General features: G+C 65.5%; 18 protein-coding genes and 1 pseudogene. 9 read left to right on the forward strand and 10 right to left on the reverse strand.

All coding sequences use genetic code 11. The features are described from left to right. Nucleotides 1-7 precede the first annotated feature (7 nt). From GRI89_RS03430 to cobT, 3 genes and pseudogenes are all read right to left on the reverse strand, one after another. Nucleotides 8-160, reverse strand: a pseudogene (locus tag GRI89_RS03430) (cysteine--tRNA ligase); the annotation flags it as partial. After that, nucleotides 157-582 (reverse strand): hypothetical protein, encoded by a 426-nt coding sequence (locus tag GRI89_RS03435; protein WP_159792226.1) that lies wholly within the window; start codon nucleotides 580-582, stop codon nucleotides 157-159. The pseudogene GRI89_RS03430 and the gene GRI89_RS03435, both read right to left, overlap by 4 nt. Continuing rightward, nucleotides 582-2,399, reverse strand: coding sequence for a cobaltochelatase subunit CobT (gene cobT / locus GRI89_RS03440; protein ID WP_159792228.1), 1,818 nt, complete (start codon nucleotides 2,397-2,399; stop codon nucleotides 582-584). The genes GRI89_RS03435 and cobT overlap by 1 nt, the downstream gene beginning before the upstream one ends. A 101-nt stretch (nucleotides 2,400-2,500) precedes the next feature. Here cobT and GRI89_RS03445 point away from each other — a divergent pair, with 101 nt between their 5' ends. Continuing rightward, nucleotides 2,501-3,142: a DUF2490 domain-containing protein gene (locus GRI89_RS03445; protein WP_159792230.1), complete on the forward strand. Its 642-nt coding sequence runs from the start codon at nucleotides 2,501-2,503 to the stop codon at nucleotides 3,140-3,142. Here GRI89_RS03445 and GRI89_RS03450 read toward each other — a convergent pair. Next, on the reverse strand, nucleotides 3,139-3,831 hold the full coding sequence (locus tag GRI89_RS03450) for a DUF4197 domain-containing protein (protein WP_159792232.1): 693 nt from the start codon (nucleotides 3,829-3,831) through the stop codon (nucleotides 3,139-3,141). The two genes, GRI89_RS03445 and GRI89_RS03450, sit on opposite strands and share 4 nt — an antisense overlap. Before the next feature lie 67 nt (nucleotides 3,832-3,898). On the opposite strand from GRI89_RS03450, the gene GRI89_RS03455 reads away from it, so the two are divergent. Further along, the gene (locus tag GRI89_RS03455; protein WP_159792234.1) at nucleotides 3,899-6,064 is read left to right on the forward strand and encodes a primosomal protein N'; all 2,166 of its coding nucleotides are present in this window, start codon (nucleotides 3,899-3,901) and stop codon (nucleotides 6,062-6,064) included. A gap of 84 nt (nucleotides 6,065-6,148) precedes the next feature. Next, nucleotides 6,149-7,702 (forward strand): tetratricopeptide repeat protein, encoded by a 1,554-nt coding sequence (locus tag GRI89_RS03460; RefSeq protein WP_159792236.1) that lies wholly within the window; start codon nucleotides 6,149-6,151, stop codon nucleotides 7,700-7,702. On the opposite strand, the gene GRI89_RS03465 is transcribed toward GRI89_RS03460, so the two are convergent. Genes GRI89_RS03465 through GRI89_RS03480 form a run of 4 tightly spaced genes read right to left on the reverse strand, consistent with a single transcriptional unit; the run spans nucleotide 7,699 to nucleotide 10,861 of the window. Then, nucleotides 7,699-8,589 (reverse strand): CPBP family intramembrane glutamic endopeptidase, encoded by an 891-nt coding sequence (locus GRI89_RS03465; RefSeq protein ID WP_159792238.1) that lies wholly within the window; start codon nucleotides 8,587-8,589, stop codon nucleotides 7,699-7,701. The genes GRI89_RS03460 and GRI89_RS03465 overlap by 4 nt on opposite strands. Before the next feature lie 21 nt (nucleotides 8,590-8,610). Beyond that, the gene (locus GRI89_RS03470; RefSeq protein ID WP_159792240.1) at nucleotides 8,611-9,363 is read right to left on the reverse strand and encodes an isocitrate lyase/PEP mutase family protein; all 753 of its coding nucleotides are present in this window, start codon (nucleotides 9,361-9,363) and stop codon (nucleotides 8,611-8,613) included. Then, entirely contained in the window at nucleotides 9,360-10,382 is a 1,023-nt protein-coding gene (locus tag GRI89_RS03475) for a bifunctional transcriptional activator/DNA repair enzyme AdaA (protein WP_159792242.1), read from the reverse strand. The genes GRI89_RS03470 and GRI89_RS03475 overlap by 4 nt, the downstream gene beginning before the upstream one ends. Further along, nucleotides 10,379-10,861: a DUF1203 domain-containing protein gene (locus GRI89_RS03480; protein WP_159792244.1), complete on the reverse strand. Its 483-nt coding sequence runs from the start codon at nucleotides 10,859-10,861 to the stop codon at nucleotides 10,379-10,381. The genes GRI89_RS03475 and GRI89_RS03480 overlap by 4 nt, the downstream gene beginning before the upstream one ends. A 100-nt stretch (nucleotides 10,862-10,961) precedes the next feature. On the opposite strand from GRI89_RS03480, the gene GRI89_RS03485 reads away from it, so the two are divergent. Further along, nucleotides 10,962-12,512, forward strand: coding sequence for a S1C family serine protease (locus GRI89_RS03485; RefSeq protein WP_235912762.1), 1,551 nt, complete (start codon nucleotides 10,962-10,964; stop codon nucleotides 12,510-12,512). Between the two features lie 3 nt (nucleotides 12,513-12,515). On the opposite strand, the gene GRI89_RS03490 is transcribed toward GRI89_RS03485, so the two are convergent. Further along, a complete protein-coding gene (locus tag GRI89_RS03490) occupies nucleotides 12,516-13,202 on the reverse strand; it encodes a hypothetical protein (RefSeq protein WP_159792246.1) in 687 nt (228 codons plus the stop codon). Nucleotides 13,203-13,392: 190 nt separating this feature from the next. On the opposite strand from GRI89_RS03490, the gene GRI89_RS03495 reads away from it, so the two are divergent. The 5 genes from GRI89_RS03495 to GRI89_RS03515 all read left to right on the forward strand — a co-directional run bounded on the left by GRI89_RS03495 (nucleotide 13,393) and on the right by GRI89_RS03515 (nucleotide 18,429). Beyond that, nucleotides 13,393-13,947, forward strand: coding sequence for a F0F1 ATP synthase subunit delta (locus GRI89_RS03495; RefSeq protein ID WP_328598064.1), 555 nt, complete (start codon nucleotides 13,393-13,395; stop codon nucleotides 13,945-13,947). 7 nt (nucleotides 13,948-13,954) lie between these two features. Next, a complete protein-coding gene (gene atpA / locus GRI89_RS03500) occupies nucleotides 13,955-15,484 on the forward strand; it encodes a F0F1 ATP synthase subunit alpha (RefSeq protein ID WP_159792248.1) in 1,530 nt (509 codons plus the stop codon). A 28-nt stretch (nucleotides 15,485-15,512) separates the two neighbouring features. Beyond that, complete coding sequence (locus tag GRI89_RS03505; protein WP_159792250.1) at nucleotides 15,513-16,385, forward strand: F0F1 ATP synthase subunit gamma; 873 nt, start codon at nucleotides 15,513-15,515, stop codon at nucleotides 16,383-16,385. Between the two features lie 324 nt (nucleotides 16,386-16,709). Next, the gene (gene atpD / locus GRI89_RS03510; RefSeq protein WP_159792252.1) at nucleotides 16,710-18,167 is read left to right on the forward strand and encodes a F0F1 ATP synthase subunit beta; all 1,458 of its coding nucleotides are present in this window, start codon (nucleotides 16,710-16,712) and stop codon (nucleotides 18,165-18,167) included. A 4-nt stretch (nucleotides 18,168-18,171) separates the two neighbouring features. Beyond that, a complete protein-coding gene (locus GRI89_RS03515) occupies nucleotides 18,172-18,429 on the forward strand; it encodes an ATP synthase F1 subunit epsilon (RefSeq protein WP_159792254.1) in 258 nt (85 codons plus the stop codon). A 57-nt stretch (nucleotides 18,430-18,486) separates the two neighbouring features. On the opposite strand, the gene GRI89_RS03520 is transcribed toward GRI89_RS03515, so the two are convergent. Further along, nucleotides 18,487-18,897 carry a DUF6265 family protein gene (locus GRI89_RS03520; protein WP_328598065.1) on the reverse strand — a complete coding sequence of 137 codons (411 nt, stop codon included), beginning with the start codon at nucleotides 18,895-18,897 and terminating at the stop codon, nucleotides 18,487-18,489. Nucleotides 18,898-19,078 lie beyond the last annotated feature (181 nt).

Consider the following 19,078-nt stretch of genomic DNA (forward strand, 5'->3'; position numbering starts at 1 on the left):
CCAACCTCAGAGTGTCTGCGGGGACGTGCATGTTGCCGATGTGCGGATAGTTGTAGACCGTCGGCCCGCAAGAATAGACCCGCGCCTCGCCGGGATGGACGGGAGCGAAGGTTTCCAGCTCGCGGGTGAGCGAGTTGAACAGGCGGAGAGGTGCGGTCATCGAGCGGGCTTCAGATAGAGGCGATTTACGATTTTTGCGATCGCGGGGTTGGTATAGTCGACGATAGGATCATTGGACTTGCCGCCATGGTCCCACTCGCCATCGTCGAAGGCCTGATAAACCTCCTGAAACAACTCGGGATGCGCGAACCCATCGTGCGCGATGCGCAGGTCGATAATGAATCCTTCGGCGACGTTCACGATCCAGTCGCAAAACCAAAAGGCGTAATTCCCTGCATGATAACCGCAAGCGAGTTGAGCGCCGAGTTCGTCGAAATTGGAAGTCCACTTCGCGACGGGTTCGTTCAGCATTAGGCTCTCGAAATCTTCTTGCCTCGGCGGGTTCTGCCAACCCGCCTCTTCCGAGAAGTCCTGCTCGTAGCGACACCCTAGTGCGCTGAGTAAGTCAGCGACATTACCCATCACTCCACCTCGAACAATCCGGCCAACTGCTCGATGATCGTCCCACCGAGTTGCTCGACGTCCATGATCGTCACCGCGCGCTTGTAGTAGCGGGTCACGTCGTGGCCGATGCCGATGGCGACGAGCTGGACGGGGGACTGGCGTTCGATCCAGTCGATCACCTTGCGCAGGTGCGTTTCGAGATAGCCGGCGCTGTTCACGCTCAGCGTCGAATCGTCGACCGGCGCGCCGTCGGAGATGACCATCAGGATGCGGCGGTCCTCGGGCCGCGCGAGCAGGCGGTTGTGCGCCCAGATCAGCGCCTCTCCGTCGATGTTTTCCTTGAGCAGCCCCTCGCGCATCATCAGGCCGAGGCTCTTGCGCGCGCGGCGCATCGGCTCGTCGGCCTTCTTGTAGATGATATGGCGCAAGTCGTTGAGGCGCCCGGGCAGCGCGGGCTTGCCGCTGGCGAGCCATTTTTCGCGCCCCTGCCCGCCTTTCCACGCGCGGGTGGTGAAGCCGAGAATCTCGACCTTCACCCCGCAGCGTTCGAGCGTGCGGGCCATGATGTCGGCGCTGATCGCGGCGATGGAGATCGGCCGCCCGCGCATCGAGCCCGAGTTGTCGATCAGCAGGGTGACGACGGTATCCTTGAATTCCTGGTCGCGCTCGATCTTGTAGCTGAGCGAATGGCCCGGACTGACCACCACGCGGGCGAGCCGCGCGGCATCGAGCAGCCCTTCCTCCTGGTCGAAGTCCCACGAGCGGTTCTGCTGCGCCATCAGCCGCCGCTGCAGCCGGTTGGCGAGCCGGGTGACCACCCCCTGCAACCCGGTAAGCTGGCTGTCGAGGTAGGCGCGAAGGCGGTCGAGTTCCTCGTAGTCGCACAGCTCGGTCGCCTCGACGACCTCGTCGAATTCCTCGGTGAAGACCTGGTAGTCGAAGCTCTCGGGCAGTTCGGTCCACGGGCGGTTGGGGCGGACCGGCATCATTGCCTCCTCGCCCTCGTCGCCGGGATCGCCCTCGGCCATTTCCTGGTCCTGCGGGACGGACTCGCTCTCGCCGTCCTCGTCGCCCTCGCCCTGCTCGGCGGTCATTTCCTGCGGGCGCTGCTCGGTGCCCTGATCGTCGTTGTCGTCGCTGTCGGACTCTTCGCCGCCGTCCTCTTCGTCGCCCTCCATGTCCTCGTCGCCGGACTCGTCGAGCGGCTCCGCGGCGACCATCTCAAGGTGGCGCAGCATGTCGAGCCCGATCTGCTGGAAGGCCTTCTGGTCGTCGAGCAGGGTGGCGAGGCGTTCGAAGTCGTCGCCGATGCGCGATTCGATGGATTCGCGGACGAGGTCGACGTTGGAGACGGCGGACGGCGGGATCGGCTGGCCGGTCAGCGCCTCGCGCAGCATCAGCGCCAGCGCGGTCGGCAGCGCGACTTCGCTCTCGTTGGCGGCGCGGGCGATGGGATCGGAGCGGGTGCGCAGGTCGGTCGCGGCGGCGAGGTTTGCGCGCATCCCGGCGTAGTTGTTCTCGCCCAGCGCTTCGTAGCGGACGCGCTCGATCATGTCGTAGGCCTGCCGCGCGCTCGGCTCGGCCGGCATGGCGCGCTGGTGCAGCGCCTCGTTGTGGTGGCGCAGCTTGAGCGCGAAGCTGTCGGCAAATCCGCGCGCCTCGCGTGCCGCCTCGGGCGGCAAGGTGCGGCCCGGCATGGGGACCCGCATCGCCTTGCCCTGCACGCCCGGCTGGTCCGAAGTCCACGACACTTCCGCTTCCGGCTCACGGGCAATCGCCCGCGCCGCGCCGGTCAGGGCGTGCTTGAAGCGATCGAGCGGGGATTCGTCGGACATCGGCTCCAGTTTCCATTCCGCCGCGAGAGCGAAAAGTTGTTCGCGTTCACCTAACCTTTGCCATATCGGCACCGGCGCGGCCCCCGGCTATAGAGGTGACGATGCACACTACAACCGGCTTTTGTTTCGCGTTGCTAGCCGGATGCGCCGCCGCGCTGCAATCCACCCCGGCGCTCGCGAACGACACCCAGGTCTGGCTCAACGGAGGCGTGGCCTTTTCGCTCGACGACGATGTGAAGGCGGCGGTCGACGTCTCGCAACGCTGGATCGACGATGGCAACCAGTTCCTCCTGCGCGGCAATGTCGACGTGAACGTGACGAAGCGCGTCAGCCTCGGCGGCGGGGCTGCCTATGTCGATCTTGCCAACGGACACGAGTTCCGCCCGCACCAGCAATTGACGCTGAAGTTCGGACACGTGGGCCTGCGCACGCGGCTGGAAGAACGCTTCTTTTCGGACGCCGACCGGGCGCAATTGCGGCTTCGGCAGCGAGTGGCGCTGGCCTTGCCCGTCACCGGCAGGCTCGACGCGGCACTCACTGCCGAGGGGTTTTACGTCCTGCAGTCCCAGACACCGGGTGGACGCGACGGGTTCGTGCAGTACCGGCTGGGTGGAGCGTTGGCCCGCAGGATCACGCCCGACTTCGACATCGGCGCCGGTTACCTGCTGATCGGCAATGTCCGGCCCAATGCGCCCGACGCCTACGATCACGTCCTGCAGATAGTAATCGGCGCGCGGCTCTAGAGCGCGCTGCCGACGCCCAGCACGCCGATCAGGACCGGATCGTTGGTGCTGCGGGGATCGCGGCGGATGGCGGTCTCCTCGATCCCGATCTGCTGCCAGATCACGTCGTCCACCTTGTCCGCGAACCCGTTGGCGACAGCGGATACGTTGACCCCGGTGAGCCCCGCCAGCAGTTCGCCGATCAGCGGATCCTGCGCGGCGCGCAGGGCATCGCCGACGTCGGGCGACATGACGTCGATCAGGCGGCTGCCCATGTTGCCGCGCAGGTAACTGGTGGCGGCGGTCGGGCCGCCGCGGACCAGGTCGATGGCGTTCTGGTAGCCGATTGTGCGGATGGTGTCGGCCACCACCGGCGCGGCGCGTTTCGATGCATCCCAGGCTACGTCCCCGAAGGCCCGCTCGAGCCGGCCTTTGAACAGCGACGAGGTCAGGATGCGCGTCAGCACGTCGCCGCGGTTGCCGAGGAACTCGCCGAGGCCGAGCGAAGCGACTTGCTGGTCCCAGAACGCCCCGTCGGCGGTCATGCGGTCGAACGCGCGCTGGCTCGAAAGGAACAGCAGGCGCTGCACCGCATCGACGAAGCTGAATCCCCCGAGCCCGGTCGTGCAGGCCGAGAGGGCAAGAGCTCCTCCGGCAGCGGTTCCGGCCAGGAAGACCCGGCGCGGAATTGTCGTCTTCATAGCAGTCATCTCAACAGCTCCTCGTTCCCGGCGGCTTGCGATGCCGCCCACACGCCGCCCATATGTGGACGGCATCATGAACCGTGTCCGTCTTGTCATATTCAACGCCGCGCTCGGCCCGCTCGACTACCGGGTCCCCGAGGGGATGGCGGTCGTGCCGGGCAGCGTGGTCGTCGCCCCGCTCGGTCCGAGACAGGTCGTCGGCATAGTCTGGGAGGCGGAACGGCTGCCGGCAAGCCCGGTTCCGGATTCGAAGCTGCGCCCGCTGGTGGACGTCCTCCCGGTCCCGCCGCTCAGGGCCGAGCTGCGCCGCCTGATCGAATGGACCGCCGACTACTACTGCGCCTCGCTTGCCTCGGTCGCGCGAATGGTGCTGGCGAGCGGCGGCGCGTTGCGCGGTCCGGCAACGATGACCGAGTATCGCCTCACCGGCGGAATGCCCGAGCGCATGACCCCGCAACGCGAACACGCCATCGCCGCCCTCGAGGGTGAACAGGCGACGATCCGCGAGCTTTCCGGTATCGCCGGGGTCAGCGAAGGCGTGCTGCGCGGGCTGGTCAACCAGGGCGTGCTCGAGCCGGTCGAGGTCGATTGCGACCGTCCCTACCGCCGAGCGCGTTCCGACTACGCTGTTCCGGAACTGTCGAGCGCTCAAAAGGAAGCGGCGAAGCGCTTCATTGACGCCGTTGCGGCACACGAATTCGCTCCTTTCCTGCTCGACGGGGTGACCGGGTCGGGCAAGACCGAGGTCTATTTCGAAGCCATCGCCGCCGCACTGGCGCTGGGCTCGCAAGTTCTTGTTCTACTACCAGAAATCGCCCTTACAGAGGCCTTCCTGCGCCGTTTCGAGGACCGCTTCGGCGCCGTGCCGGTGGTCTGGCACTCCTCCCTGAAATCGACCGAACGCCGCCGCGCCTGGCGCGCCATTGCGGCCGGAGAGGCGCAGGTCGTCGTCGGCGCGCGCTCGGCGCTGTTCCTGCCCTACGCCAAGCTAGGCCTTATCGTCGTCGACGAGGCGCACGAGGTCAGCTTCAAGCAGGACGACGGCGTGCGCTACAACGCGCGCGACGTGGCGGTGATGCGCGCTCGCTTCGAGCAGGTCCCGGTAATCCTCGCCAGCGCCACCCCGGCGCTCGAAAGCCTGCAGATGGCCGCCAGCGGGACCTACACCAGGATCGAACTGGCCGACCGTTTCGGCGGCGCACAACTGCCCGAGATCGCCACCATCGACCTGACCGAAGAGAAGCCAGAACGCGGCCGCTGGCTCGCCCCGCGGCTGGTCGAGGAGCTCGCGGCAAGGCTCGAGCGCGGCGAGCAGTCGCTGCTGTTCCTCAACCGCCGCGGCTTCGCTCCGCTGACGCTTTGCCGCAACTGCGGCTTCCGCTTCAAATGCCCCAACTGCAGCGCCTGGCTGGTCGAGCACAGGCTGAGCAATCGGCTCGCCTGCCACCACTGCGGCCATGAAACCGCCCCGCCCGCCGCCTGCCCCGAATGCGGCGAGCCCGACTGCCTCGTCGCCTGCGGCCCGGGCGTCGAGCGCATCGCCGACGAAGTCGCCGAGCTGCTGCCGGAGGCACGCGTCGCCGTCGTCACCTCCGACACGCTCAATTCCCCGACCAAGGCAGCGGAATTCATCGCCGAGGCGGAAGGCGGGGCCATCGATGTCATCGTCGGCACCCAGCTCGTCACCAAGGGCTTTCACTTCCCCGAATTGACGCTGGTCGGCGTGGTCGATGCCGATCTCGGCCTCGAAGGCGGCGACTTGCGCGCTGCCGAGCGGACCTACCAGCAGATCGCCCAGGTTGCCGGCCGCGCCGGACGCGGGGCCAAGCCGGGCGAAGTCTACATCCAGACGCGCCATCCCAGGGCCTCAGTCATCGCAGCGCTTGCGGCAGGGGACCGCGACGCCTTCTACGATGCCGAGACCGAGGCGCGCCGCCACGCCGGCGCCCCACCGTTCGGCCGCTGGGCCGCGATCATCGTGTCGAGCGAGGACGAAGCCGAGGCGCGCGAGGCCGCCAACCGCATTGGCGCGACCCGCCCAAACCTCGAAGATGTCATGATCCTCGGCCCCGCCCCGGCCCCAATGGCGCTGCTGCGCGGTCGCTACCGCTATCGCCTGCTGCTCAACGCCCGCCGCAGCGCTGAAGTGCAGGACGTGATCCGCCAATGGCTCGGCGCGCTAGACTTCCCGTCAGGCGTTCGCGTTGCCGTCGACATCGACCCCTACAGCTTCGTGTGATCACGTTTCTGAGGTCTCGCCGCAGCGGGATTGACGCTTTCCGGTTGCCCGGTCATCTTGCCCGCGAAGGGATGGGGGCGAAGCATGAAAAGTCGCGTTATCAAGGCACTCGCCATCGTGTCGGTGTTCACCGCGGCTCTCGCTCCCGCGGGTGCACAGGCCGAATGGTTGCGCGCCGATACCAAGCACTTCATTCTCTACAGCGACGGGCGCGAAGCCGAGTTGACGAAGTTCGCGGTCGAGGCGGAGAAATTCGACTCCCTCTTGCGCAGCTGGTTCAAGGTGGGCGAGCACGAGGACGCCATAAGGCTGCCGGTCTTCATCATGAAGGACAGCGAGACCGTTTCGAAATTGCGCGGGGTCGAGAAAGGCGCTCTCGGCGGCTTTTATCAGGCGCTGCCCGAAGGCGCCTATGCGCTCTCCAATCGGGCGAAACCGGTGTCGAAGTTCTCCGGGACGGGCCAGCAGATCCTGTTCCACGAATACACCCACCATTTCTTCACCCGATACGTTTCGGGATCCTATCCTACCTGGCTCTTCGAGGGCTTTGCCGAGTACTTCTCGACCACGACATTCGACAAGGATGACTCGTACACGGTCGGCAACATCGCCAATTCGCGCGCCTACGGCCTGACGGCTGGTCAAAACCTGCCGATCGAACGGATCCTGACCGATGGACTGACCGGGCTCAACCGCCAGCAAACCGATGTCTACTACGGCCGATCATGGCTGCTCACGCATCACCTGATGTCAGATGCTGCAGGTCGCGCGCAATTGTCGGAGTACGTCAAGGCGTTCAACAGCGGCACCCCGCCTCGCGAAGCGGCCGAGAGCACATTCGGCCCATTCGAAAAGCTTGATCAGGACCTGGTCGCGCTGACCCGCAAGGGGATGGTTGCGTTCTCCTCGAAGGAACCCATCGGCTACGACCCCACCGTCCGGATTACGCCGCTCGATACGGTGGATTCGGAATTGCTCGAATTGCATATCAATCGCATCGTCCAGTTCCAGCCGGACGAAACACTGTCCAAGCTTCGTGCCCTTGCTGCAATCGCGCCGGACCGCGTCGGCGTGTTGGCGGAGCTCGCTCGCGCCGAGCTTGAAACCGCAAGGAAGGCCGGCAGTGCGGAAGCGACTGCCATTGCCGTCGCCGCGGCGGAAGGAACGGCCGACAAGGTCCTGGCGCTCGATCCAGACAATGTCTCGGCAGCAATGACCAAGGGCCTGGCGATCCTTGAGCACGATGATGGAAATCCGAGCGACGAGGATGTAGCCGCGGCGCGCAAGATGTTCGTCAAGGCCAACAACGCCGATCCTGAAGAGCCGCGACCGCTTTACGAATATTTCCGCAGTTACGCGCAGTATTCCGGCAGGCCGCCGGACATTGCGATTCAAGGTCTGGAGGCAGCCTTCACAAAGGCGCCTGAAATCGTCGACTATCGCGTCGCGCTGGCATTCGCGTATGCCAACCTCGGCCGGTTCGACGAGGCAATGTCGCTGGTGCGCTACCTAGCCTATCACCCGCACATGGCCGAGCACGGGAAGCGGCTGATCGAACAGCTCGAGAAGATGCGCGAACAGCGCGAGGAATTCGAAAAGCGGCTGGCTGACGCCGAAGAGGAAGAATCCGAGGACTAGACTCTCGCGGCCATCCACTCGGGCCCGCGGATCTCTCCCTTCTTCACCGCCCTCCAGAGAAGGAACAGACCGAATGCGGTCACTATTACGACGGCGATCAACGAGGCCTCGAGCCCGAAATCGCCGCCGGTAAGTAGCTCCGGACCGTCGCGCCGCGTGGAGATGAGTCCGATCGGCGTGCCGGTCCCGGATACAGGAACGCTAAAGACCCAGGCCTGGGTGAAATTCCACGCCGCGTGCAGGCCGACGGCGAACCACAGGCGGCGGGTGATGAGATAGGCCGCGCCGAGCAGGATGCCCGCCTCGACCATGATGGCCACGGCCCCGGTCCACGTCGCATCGGGGTTACCCATGTGAATCGCACCGAACACTGCCGAAGACAGCGCCAGCGCGACCCACGTTCCGCCGAGCCGTTCGAGCTGGCGCATCAGTATGCCGCGGAACAGCACCTCCTCGAAAACGCCGGTGATGATCCCGATTGCCGCCCATTCCCAGAGTTGCGTCTCACCAAGGGTGCGCACGCCCTCGAAGGTCATCGCGCCGAGCAGCCAGGCGGCAATCGCGACGGAGCAGAACAGCAGGAAACCCGTCAGGAGACCCGCACCCAGTTCCTTGCCCGCGCCGGGGAAAGTGAATTCCACGTCGCGTCCGCCTTCGATCCAGCGCCGCCACAGTTTCCAGACAGCGACGATGACCGCAGCAGTTGCAAGCGATGCGGCGAACAGGATGGGGCCCTGCAGTTCCTTGCTGCCGATCTGGCTCGCCTTTTCGACCGGCGAGGCAATAAGGGTAAAAAGCGGAGCCCCCAGGATGATCAGGATCAGTGGGAAGCGCAGGATGCGCAGGGCGATGTTGGGCTTGGGCGCCGCGACCGGGGAGTGCTCCATCGCCAAGGTCTACGCCGCCCCTCAGGACCGGTAAAGCGCCTCCGCCTGTTCTTTCAACGTCGCCATCGCCAGCCGCCACGGACCCGGGCCCCAGCTGAGGCGCGCAACTCCGCATTGTGCCAGCGCGCGCCAGTCCGCGATCTTGGCATAGACCATTATGTTGACCGGCAAGGGCGAAGCCGCGCACAAATCGGCGATCAGTTCCGGATCGGACAGGCCCGGAGCGAAGAAGCTACCCGCACCCGCTTCGCCATAGGCAGCTGCGCGTTCGAGCGCGTCGGACAGGAGCGAGCGGTCGTTCGGGTCCCGACCGGCGACCAGCAGGCTCAGGAACAGGTCGGTCCGCGCGTTGACGAAAAGCCCGGCCGAAGCCACCGCGGCGACGCGCTTTGCCTGTTCTTCGAGTCCGTGCAGCCCTTCCCCGCCGACCTTGCGATCTTCGAAATTGCAGCCGATCGCGCCGGTTTCAGAGAGGTACGTCGCGTGTTCGGCCAGGCGCGCCGGGTCGACTGCGAAGCCGCCCTCGAAATCGACCGAGACCGGCACATCGACGACGGCGACGATGCGGCGCACACTTTCCAGCAATGTGGCGAGGGGGATCGCCTCGCCGTCGGGATAGCCCTGCGCCCCGGCCAGCGAATGGCTGCCCGTTGCAATCGCCGGCGCGCCGGCATCGGCGACAGCGCGCGCACTGCCGGCATCCCAGGCATTGTAGAGCAGCAAGGGATTGCCCGGCTGGTGAAGCCTCGCGAAGATTTCCCGCTTGTCCTTCATCGATCCCGCTCCCGCGCGAGGAGTTCGCGCTTGATGTCGAGCCCGTAGGCATAGCCGCCGAGAGTCCCGTCGTGGGCAATGACCCGGTGACAGGGAATCAGCACGGCGATGTTGTTGGCCCCGTTGGCACTGCCGACCGCGCGGCTCGCCTTGGGATTGCCGACTGCTGCGGCCTGCTCACCATAACTGCGGGTTTCGCCGGGTGGGATCTGGCGCAACGCCTGCCAGCAGCGTTGCTGGAAGGCGGTGCCCTTGACGTCGAGCGGGATGTCGTCGCCGGTCCCGGGCTGCTCTACCGCGGAGAGAACCCGCTCGAACAGTTCGCGAAAAGCATCGCCGCCCTCGACCAGTTCCGCGCGGGGGAACCGCGCCGCCAGTTCCTCGCGCCCCTCGTTGAACGAAAGGCAGCACACGCCAAGGTCGGTTGCCGCGACCAGCATCGGACCGAGCGTGGTGCCGACGATCTCGTAATGAATCGTCCGCCCCTTGCCGCCGTCCTTCCAGTCGCTCGCGTTCATGCCCAGCTTGCCTTTCATCGTATCGTAGAAGCGCGATGCGCTTTCGAACCCCGCATCGTAGATCGCATCGGTCACCCGGTCCGCTCCGGAGAGAGCCTCGCGGGCCCGCTCCTCGCGCAGGGCGCGGGAATAGGCGGCTGGAGAGAGCCCCGTGGTGCGGGTAAAGACGCGCTGAAAATGGGTCGCCGAGTAGCCGGTCAGCTGGGCCAGTTCGTCGAGCGTCAGACTACCCTCACTCGACTTGATTTCGTCGATGGCCGCGAGAACCGCGGCCTCGTCGCGCGCCACATCGTCGGGCAGACAACGCTTGCAGGCACGCAGTCCGGCGGCGCGCGCTTCAGAGCCGTCGGCGAAGAATCGCACGTTGCCGCGCGCAGGGTGCCGCGCAGCGCACGACGGGCGGCAATAGATACCGGTGGTCAGCACGCCGGTGACGAAGCGCCCGTCGAAACGGCGGTCGCGCCGCAGGACGGCGGCCCATGCCTTCTCGCTGTCGATCATGCCTCGCTCCTATACCTGTCGATGCGCGCCGCAAAGCAGCCGTGCGCGGCATTGTGTGCGTCGAGATGGTCGACCCGTGGATCGGCGAGCAGTTCGCGGATTGAATCCTCGTGCGTTGCTTCGCTCGTCGAGAGCCTGGCCGCAACAAGGTCGCCCACGGCATCGTAGGCGCGAATGCCTAGCGGTCGTCCGATGAAGACCGGCGGAAGGGCATCGACGTATCTCGCCGCCTCGCCAGCATCTTCCCGCACGAACACCGCAAAGGCCGAATGGTAGGGCCCGTCGGACCGGTTGCTGGCGTGATTGACGAGCAGAAGGCTCTCCCCGGCGCGAGCGTCTTCCAGCGTCACACGGCAGGGAAAGCCATGGTCGGCATCGGCAACGACGCGCCGCGCGCCGTGCCGGGCGAGCGCTTCGTCATCGAGCACGAACAGCGGAGCGAAGCGCGATCGGTCGAGCCCGGTTACTTTGTAGGTCATGGTGTCTTCCTCGATTCCATGACCTCAACCTAGCGCCGTGCACGGCGGCGTGCGTCCCGCGGCTTGCGTTCAAAACCTTTGGCGGCCTAGAGCAGCGGCGATGCTTCGCCGGCTGGTCGCTTTTGTCGCCATGGTCCTGCTCGCCCTTCCCGCGGCGTTGCAGGCCGATCCCGCTGATATAGATGCCGCCGCGCGGGGCGTGGTGCGCGTGGTCATCGTCGAAAGCGGCGGCGACGGCGACTTGCTGCCGCTCGGCCACGGTACGGGCTTTGCGGTGACGCCCGAGTACATCGTCACCAACGCCCATGTCGTGACCGAAGCGCGAAACGATCCCAACCTTTCGATCGGCATTGTACCCTCGGATGGCGGCGAAGCGGTCTATGGCCGGATCGTCTCGGTCAGCCAGCGCAACGACCTCGCGCTCATCGCCACGACCAAGGCGATGAACCTGCCTCCGTTGACCATATCGGGCAATCCGCCCGCCGATTCGGGCCAGGTCATCTCGGTCGGATACCCGATGAACGTCGACCGTGCTCAGGGTCTCAAGGTCGGCGACCTGTTCCGCTCGCAGCCTCCGGTGAAGGCAACCGGCGCACTTGCCGGCCATCGCCCGACGCGAGAATTCGACACCCTGCTACACACTGCGCCGATCGCCCGCGGCAATTCGGGCGGCCCCCTGCTCGACCCGTGCGGGCGCGTGGTCGGGGTCAACAGCTTCGGGGCCGAAAGCGCCGGGGCCGACGGTGAATTCTACTTCGCCATCTCGACCCGCGAACTGCTGCCGTTCCTGCGCGCCAACAACGTGACCCCGCAGATCAACAGCACGCCGTGCCGCAGCTTGGCCGACCTCGACGCGGACGAGCGCGCAAGAGCCGAGGAAGATGCGCGGCAAGCGCAGGCCAAGGCGCAGGCGGCCGAGGAAGCCCTGGTCCAAAGGCGCGAAGAAGCGCGGCGGACCATAGACTTCGAGATCATCGACGAACGCGACAACCGCATGGCGCTGACGCTGCTTCTCGTTCTCGTTGCCATGGGCGCGGGCGGCTTTGCGTACCTGCGTTACGAGGACGAAGACCGCCAGCAAATGAAGATCGCAGGCGGCGTTGCCGCGCTTGCCGTCTTCGCTGCATTGGCAGCCTGGTTCTCCCGTCCGACCTTCTCCGAAGGCGACGATCGCCTGCAGGACCTCTTGCGCGAGGAAATGTCGGCCGAGGACACCGGCGCAATCGCCGGTTCCGGACTTCAGCCCGGAAAGCTGACCTGCACGCTGCAACCGGCGCGCAGTCGCGTGACCGGGACCGCCGCACAGACAGTGCCGATCGAATGGACAGCGGAAGGCTGCATCAACGGTCGCACCCAGTACGGCGCCGACGCGGGGGCATGGTCGCGCGTGCTGGTCCCCAACGACGAGGCCAGCGTGTCGGTCGCCCGGTTCGATCCTTCGATCGGCGAGTACCGTGTCGAGCGCTACCTGCTCGGCCACGACGAGATGACGAAGGCGCGCACCGCCCGCAGCGAATACGAAGCGCCGGCGTGCGGGGGCGGTGCCGAAGCTGCGCGCGATCTCGGTGCCAAGCAGGCGGCGATCCTCTCGCTGCTCCCGTCGCAGCCGAACGAGCGGCTGGTCTATGCTTGCAGTCTGGCGACCGAGTGATCCTCAGGCGGTCTTACTGCATGCGGTCAGATCGTCCGAGACAAACTGGATCACCACGCACTGATACAGGCGGCGCGACAACGTCCGGCGCAGCCCGGCATAATAGAAAAAACTTACAATTGCGAATACGGCATAGGTCGCCGCGAGCGGAAGGCTGCGACTCGCCAGTTCGAGAACGGCAAGGACGATCCACGCAACCATCAGCGAACGGAAAAGCTTCTGCTGCGCTTCCAGTCGATCGATCTCCGCCACCGCCTGCGGACAGTGGATACGCATGTAGTTCCACCAGAAGGCGCGCCTACCCCACACCTGACCTTGCGGCTGGACCGGGAGCGTCCGTAGCGCAACCTGCTCGAGCTTCCCGGCAAGGTCGCTCAGGTTTTCCGCCTCGATGGCGCCCTCTCGCACGGAATTTGCGAAACCGGGCAGCAGGCTTCGCAGGTCGGCGGCTTTTTCCGCCACCTCGTCGAACAGCGAGCCGACCCCCGACAGAACCGCCCCAAGGGCATAAGCGGCAAATGCGGAGAAGAGCAGGAAGAAGGTGTTATTGCCTGCCCACGGCAAACGATGATGCGCGTCGGCCTCAATCAAATCTGTAAATGCGGCCGGAAGGAGAAACAGCAGAACTGCGCCAGGAACCACGAAAGCGAACAGCTCGCGCAGGCCGATCAGCAGTTCCGATGGTTTCATGTGATTCCCCCCTGTGTCGGACTTTTCATACAGCACTTCGGGCGAAGGTTGAAATGCTGGCCCCGACTCGGGTTGCATCGCAACAAGGCCGGTGTTAGGGGCGCGCCAGCCTTGCCGGGGCCGCTGCTGCGTGCCTGCCAAACGGCATGTGTAAAACCTGTTTCTTCGGACCCAAAGAGGACCTCTTCGCGTGGAGCTTTCCGCCGGTATTCAGGCCAGCCTGTCAGGGCGTTACGCCAGTGCGCTGTTCGATCTCGCCAGCGAGGCGGGCACCGTCACAGCAGTCGAGTCAGACCTCGAGAATCTCGAATCCGCCCTCGGCGAATCGGCTGAACTGCGCGCGCTGATCCGCAATCCGGAAATCAGCCGCGACCAGATCGGCAAGGTCATGTCCGGTCTTGGCTCGGCGATGGGCCTGTCGGACCTGACGACCAATTTCCTCGGCGTGCTGGCGGAGAATCGCCGCGTCGCCGAATTGCCGGCGATGATTCGCGCGTTCCACACCATTGCCGCCGCCCAGCGCGGCGAAGTGACCGCCGAAGTCGCGAGCGCCCACGCGCTGACCGACGAGCAGGTCGTCACGCTCGAAACCAAGCTGCGTGCCCGCGAAGGCCGCACTGTCAAGCTCAAGACCCGTGTCGATCCCAGCCTGCTCGGCGGGCTCGTCGTCACGGTCGGATCAAAGCGGATCGATGGTTCGATCCGCACCCGCCTTAACTCACTTGCACAAGCCATGAAGGGCTGAACACATCATGGAAATCCGCGCCGCTGAAATCTCCAAGGTCATCAAGGACCAGATCGCCAACTTCGGCACCGCCGCCGAAGTCAGCGAAGTCGGTTCCGTGCTGTCGGTCGGCGACGGCATCGCCCGCATCCACGGTCTCGACAAGGTCCAGGCCGGTGAGATGGTCGAATTCGCCAACGGCGTGCAGGGCATGGCACTCAACCTCGAAGCCGACAACGTCGGCGTCGTGATCTTCGGCTCGGACGCCGAGATCAAGGAAGGCGACAGCGTCAAGCGCACCGGCACCATCGTGGACGTCCCCGTCGGCAAGGGCCTGCTCGGCCGCGTCGTCGACGCGCTCGGCAACCCGATCGACGGCAAGGGCCCGATCGTTTCGGACGAGCGCCGCCGGGTCGAGGTGAAGGCCCCGGGCATCATCCCGCGCAAGTCGGTGCACGAACCCGTGCAGACCGGCCTCAAGGCGCTCGACGCGCTCGTCCCCGTCGGCCGCGGCCAGCGCGAACTGATCATCGGCGACCGCCAGACCGGCAAGACCGCCGTCGCGATCGATACCTTCATCAACCAGAAGGGCATCAACGCCGGCGACGACGAGAGCAAGAAGCTCTACTGCATCTACGTCGCGGTCGGCCAGAAGCGCTCGACCGTCGCGCAGATCGTCCGCCAACTCGAAGAGAACGGCGCGATGGAATACTCCATCGTCGTCGCCGCGACCGCCTCGGAACCGGCCCCGCTGCAGTACCTCGCGCCCTACACCGGCTGCGCGATGGGCGAATTCTTCCGCGACAACGGCATGCACGCCGTGATCGTGTACGACGACCTTTCCAAGCAGGCCGTCGCCTACCGCCAGATGTCGCTGCTGCTGCGCCGCCCCCCGGGCCGCGAAGCCTATCCGGGCGACGTGTTCTACCTGCACAGCCGCCTGCTCGAGCGCGCGGCGAAGATGAACGAGGACAACGGCGCCGGCTCGCTGACCGCCCTCCCGGTCATCGAAACGCAGGCCGGTGACGTCTCGGCCTACATTCCGACCAACGTGATCTCGATCACCGACGGCCAGATCTTCCTCGAGACCAACCTGTTCTACCAGGGCATCCGTCCGGCGATTAACGTCGGCCTGTCGGTCAGCCGCGTCGGCGGCGCCGCGCAGACCAAGGCGATGAAGAAGGTCGCCGGCTCGATCAAGCTCGAGCTCGCACAGTACCGTGAAATGGCCGCCTTCGCGCAGTTCGGCTCGGACCTCGACGCCGCAACGCAGAAGCTGCTCAACCGCGGCGCCCGCCTGACCGAGCTGCTCAAGCAGCCGCAGTTCCAGCCGATGCCGTTCGAAGAGCAGACCGTGTCGATCTTCGCCGGCACCAACGGCTATCTCGACACCGTCGCGGTCGACAAGGTCACCGACTACGAGGGCAAGATGCTGGCCTTCATGCGTGCCGAGCACGCCGACGTGCTGGCCGAAATCCGCGACAGCAAGGCGTTCGAAGACGGCACCAAGGCCAAGGTCGTCGCCGCGCTCGACGCTTTCGCCAAGCAGTACGCCTGATCCTGCAGAGCCTGACTAGGGAGCCGAAATGGCCTCGCTGAAAGAACTCAAGGGTCGGATCAACTCGGTCAAGTCGACCCAGAAGATCACCAAGGCCAAGCAGATGGTCGCCGCCGCGAAGCTGCGCAAGGCGCAGGCCGCGGCCGAAGCCGCGCGCCCCTATTCGGTGCGCCTGGCGGCGGTCATGGCGAGCCTCGCCGGCAAGGTGGCGGGACGCGATGGCGCGCCCAAGCTGCTCGCCGGTACCGGCAGCGACAAGAAGCACCTGCTCGTGGTGGTCAACACCGACAAGGGCCTGTGCGGCGGTCTCAACTCGAACATCGTCAAGGAAGCCAAGGCCAAGGCCCGTGACCTGATTGCCCAGGGCAAGGACGTTTCGTTCTACCTCGTCGGCAAGAAGGGCCGCGCGCCGATCCGCCGCGACTATCCGGACGGCATCACCGCCAACTACGACACCTCGACGGTCCGCAACCCGGGCTACGAGGAAGCCGAGGCGATCGCCGCCGAGCTGCTCGCGCTGTTCGAAGCCGGCAAGTTCGACGTCGCTCACCTCGTCTCGCCGATCTTCAAGTCGGCGCTGGCGCAGGACCCGCAGACCGTGCAGCTAATCCCCGTCCCCGCCCCCGAGGCCGGTTCGGCCGGAGGCGCGGCGGTCGAGTACGAGCCTGACGAGGAGGAAATCCTCGCCGAGCTGCTCCCGCGCTACATCAAGACGCTGATCTTCGGCGCACTTCTTGAGCGCGAAGCCTCGGAACAGGGCGCCTCGATGACCGCGATGGACAACGCCACGCGCAACGCCGGCGACCTGATCAACAAGCTGACCATCCAGTACAACCGCAGCCGCCAGGCCGCGATCACCACCGAACTGATCGAAATCATTGCGGGGGCTGAGGCACTTTGAAATTTAGAGCTGCGCCAGTTGTATGTTTGGTGGCGGCAAGCTGCGCCACCGCAGAAGCAGCGGGGCCCAGTTCAATGGAATTTGCTGCGTTACACGCGGCACAATGTGAGGATCACGCAGCGCGCGTCCGTAACGCGCACTGCCAAGCGATTGAAGAAGAACCTACCGAATTCATGTGCCGTTACGAACTTCCGGAAACGGACGGCAATTGGAAAAGGTACGAAGCAATTGTTGCGCGAGATGGCGCTATTTGGGTCTGGCTCGATGGCGAGACCCGATGTGCAATCAGTGCGATTACAAGTTTGAACTGAGTAGGAACGAAAAATGGCCACCGCCGCAGTTTTGAACCAGACCACCAACGGCACCATCAGCCAGGTCATCGGCGCCGTCGTCGACGTGACCTTCGAAGGCGAGCTGCCGGCAATTCTCACCGCGCTCGAGACCGACAACAACGGTCAGAAGCTGGTGCTCGAAGTTGCCCAGCACCTCGGCGAGAACACCGTCCGCACCATCGCGATGGACGGCACCGACGGCCTCACCCGCGGCCAGCAGGTTACCAACACCGGCGCGCAGATCTCGGTCCCGGTCGGCCCGAAGACGCTCGGCCGCATCGTCAACGTCATCGGCGAACCGATCGACGAACAGGGCCCGGTCGGCAGCGACATGACCGCCCCGATCCACGCCGAGGCCCCGCCCTTCGTCGACCAGTCGACCGAAGCGGCCATCCTCGTCACCGGCATCAAGGTCATCGACCTCCTCGCCCCCTACGCCAAGGGCGGCAAGATCGGCCTGTTCGGCGGCGCCGGCGTGGGCAAGACCGTGCTGATCCAGGAACTGATCAACAACATCGCCAAGGGCCACGGCGGCGTGTCGGTCTTCGCGGGCGTCGGTGAACGCACCCGTGAAGGCAACGACCTCTACCACGAGTTCCTCGACGCCGGCGTTATCGCCAAGGACGCCGACGGCAAGCCGACCTCGGACGGTTCGAAGGTGGCCCTGGTGTTCGGCCAGATGAACGAGCCCCCGGGCGCCCGCGCCCGCGTCGCGCTCTCGGGCCTGACCATGGCCGAGTACTTCCGCGACCAGGAAGGCCAGGACGTGCTGTTCTTCGTCGACAACATCTTCCGCTTCACCCAGGCGGGTTCGGAAGTGTCGGCGCTGCTCGGCCGTATTCCTTCGGCGGTGGGCTACCAGCCGACCCTGTCGACCGACATGGGCAACCTGCAGGAACGCATCACCTCGACCACCAAGGGCTCGATCACCTCGGTGCAGGCGATCTACGTCCCCGCGGACGACCTTACCGACCCGGCGCCGGCGACTTCGTTCGCCCACCTCGACGCGACCACCACGCTGAGCCGCGCGATTTCCGAACTCGGCATCTACCCGGCGGTGGACCCGCTGGACTCGACCAGCCGCGTTCTCGAGCCGCGCGTCGTCGGAGAAGAGCACTACCAGACCGCCCGTAAGGTCCAGGAAACGCTGCAGAAGTACAAGTCGCTGCAGGACATCATCGCCATCCTGGGCATGGACGAGCTCTCGGAAGAGGACAAGCTGACCGTCGCCCGCGCGCGCAAGATCCAGAAGTTCCTCTCGCAGCCGTTCCACGTCGCCGAAGTGTTCACCAACATCCCGGGCAAGTTCGTGCAGCTCGAAGACACCGTGAAGTCGTTCAAGGCCGTCGTCGACGGCGAGTACGACCACCTGCCGGAAGCCGCGTTCTACATGGTCGGCGGCATCGAGGAAGCGGTCGAGAAGGCCAAGAAGCTGGCCGAGGACGCCTGAGCCAATGGCCCTGCACTTCGAACTGGTCACGCCGGAAAAGCTGGTCCGCTCGGACGACGTCCACATGGTCGTCGTTCCCGGGACCGAGGGCGATTTCGGCGTGCTCGAAGGCCACGCCCCGGTGATGTCGACCATCCGCGATGGCGCGATCCAGGTCTATAAGACCGAAGGCGCCCAGCCGGAGAACATCGAGGTTCGCGGCGGCTTCGCCGAAGTCGGCGACAACGGGCTGACCGTCCTCGCGGAGCGCGTCGAGGACTAATCCTCGCCAGCCCGGCGAAACACGAGAAGGGCGCCCGCTGCGGCGCCCTTTTTCGTATCAGCCGCCCATCCGGCCGTAAGTCCAGGTCTGTGACTGTGATCCGTCGGCGAGCGAGACCTCGGCTTTGAGCAGGTCGCCCTCGCGCCAGTAGCGGATGCGCTGCGGGTAATCGTGCTCGGCGTTCAGGAAGGTCACCCCGCCCTCGGAATCCGGCGCCTGCGGGAACGGTGTCCAGCCCTGCCCACCGGGTCCGCCATGGAACACAAGGCCGTTCGGACCGCGCTCGATGCGCATGAATTCGAAGCTGCGCACCTTCGCGGTATCGCCGGTGCGGCCGCTACCGAGCATCGAACCGTGGCGGTCGATGGTCCAGCACTCCTCGCTCCAGCGCTCGCCCTCTACCTGCTGCCAGCATCCGGACATCCAGCCGGGCAGGCGGGCGCTGCGTCCTGCGCCGCAACGGGGCACGCCAGCAAGGCAAGAGCGAGGATCATGCCGCATGTCATGCGCATAGACTGCCACGCATCGTCAGACGTTGCCAGCACCCGCGAGTTACCCATTGTTAACCATGATCTCGCAAAAGGCTGGCTCACTATCGGGAGACCGGCCGGGTGCACGCGGCGATGGTTCTGGAGAATGCGAAAGCAGG

It is taken from the genome of Croceibacterium salegens, from assembly GCF_009827435.1.
Classification (GTDB): domain Bacteria; phylum Pseudomonadota; class Alphaproteobacteria; order Sphingomonadales; family Sphingomonadaceae; genus Croceibacterium_B; species Croceibacterium_B salegens.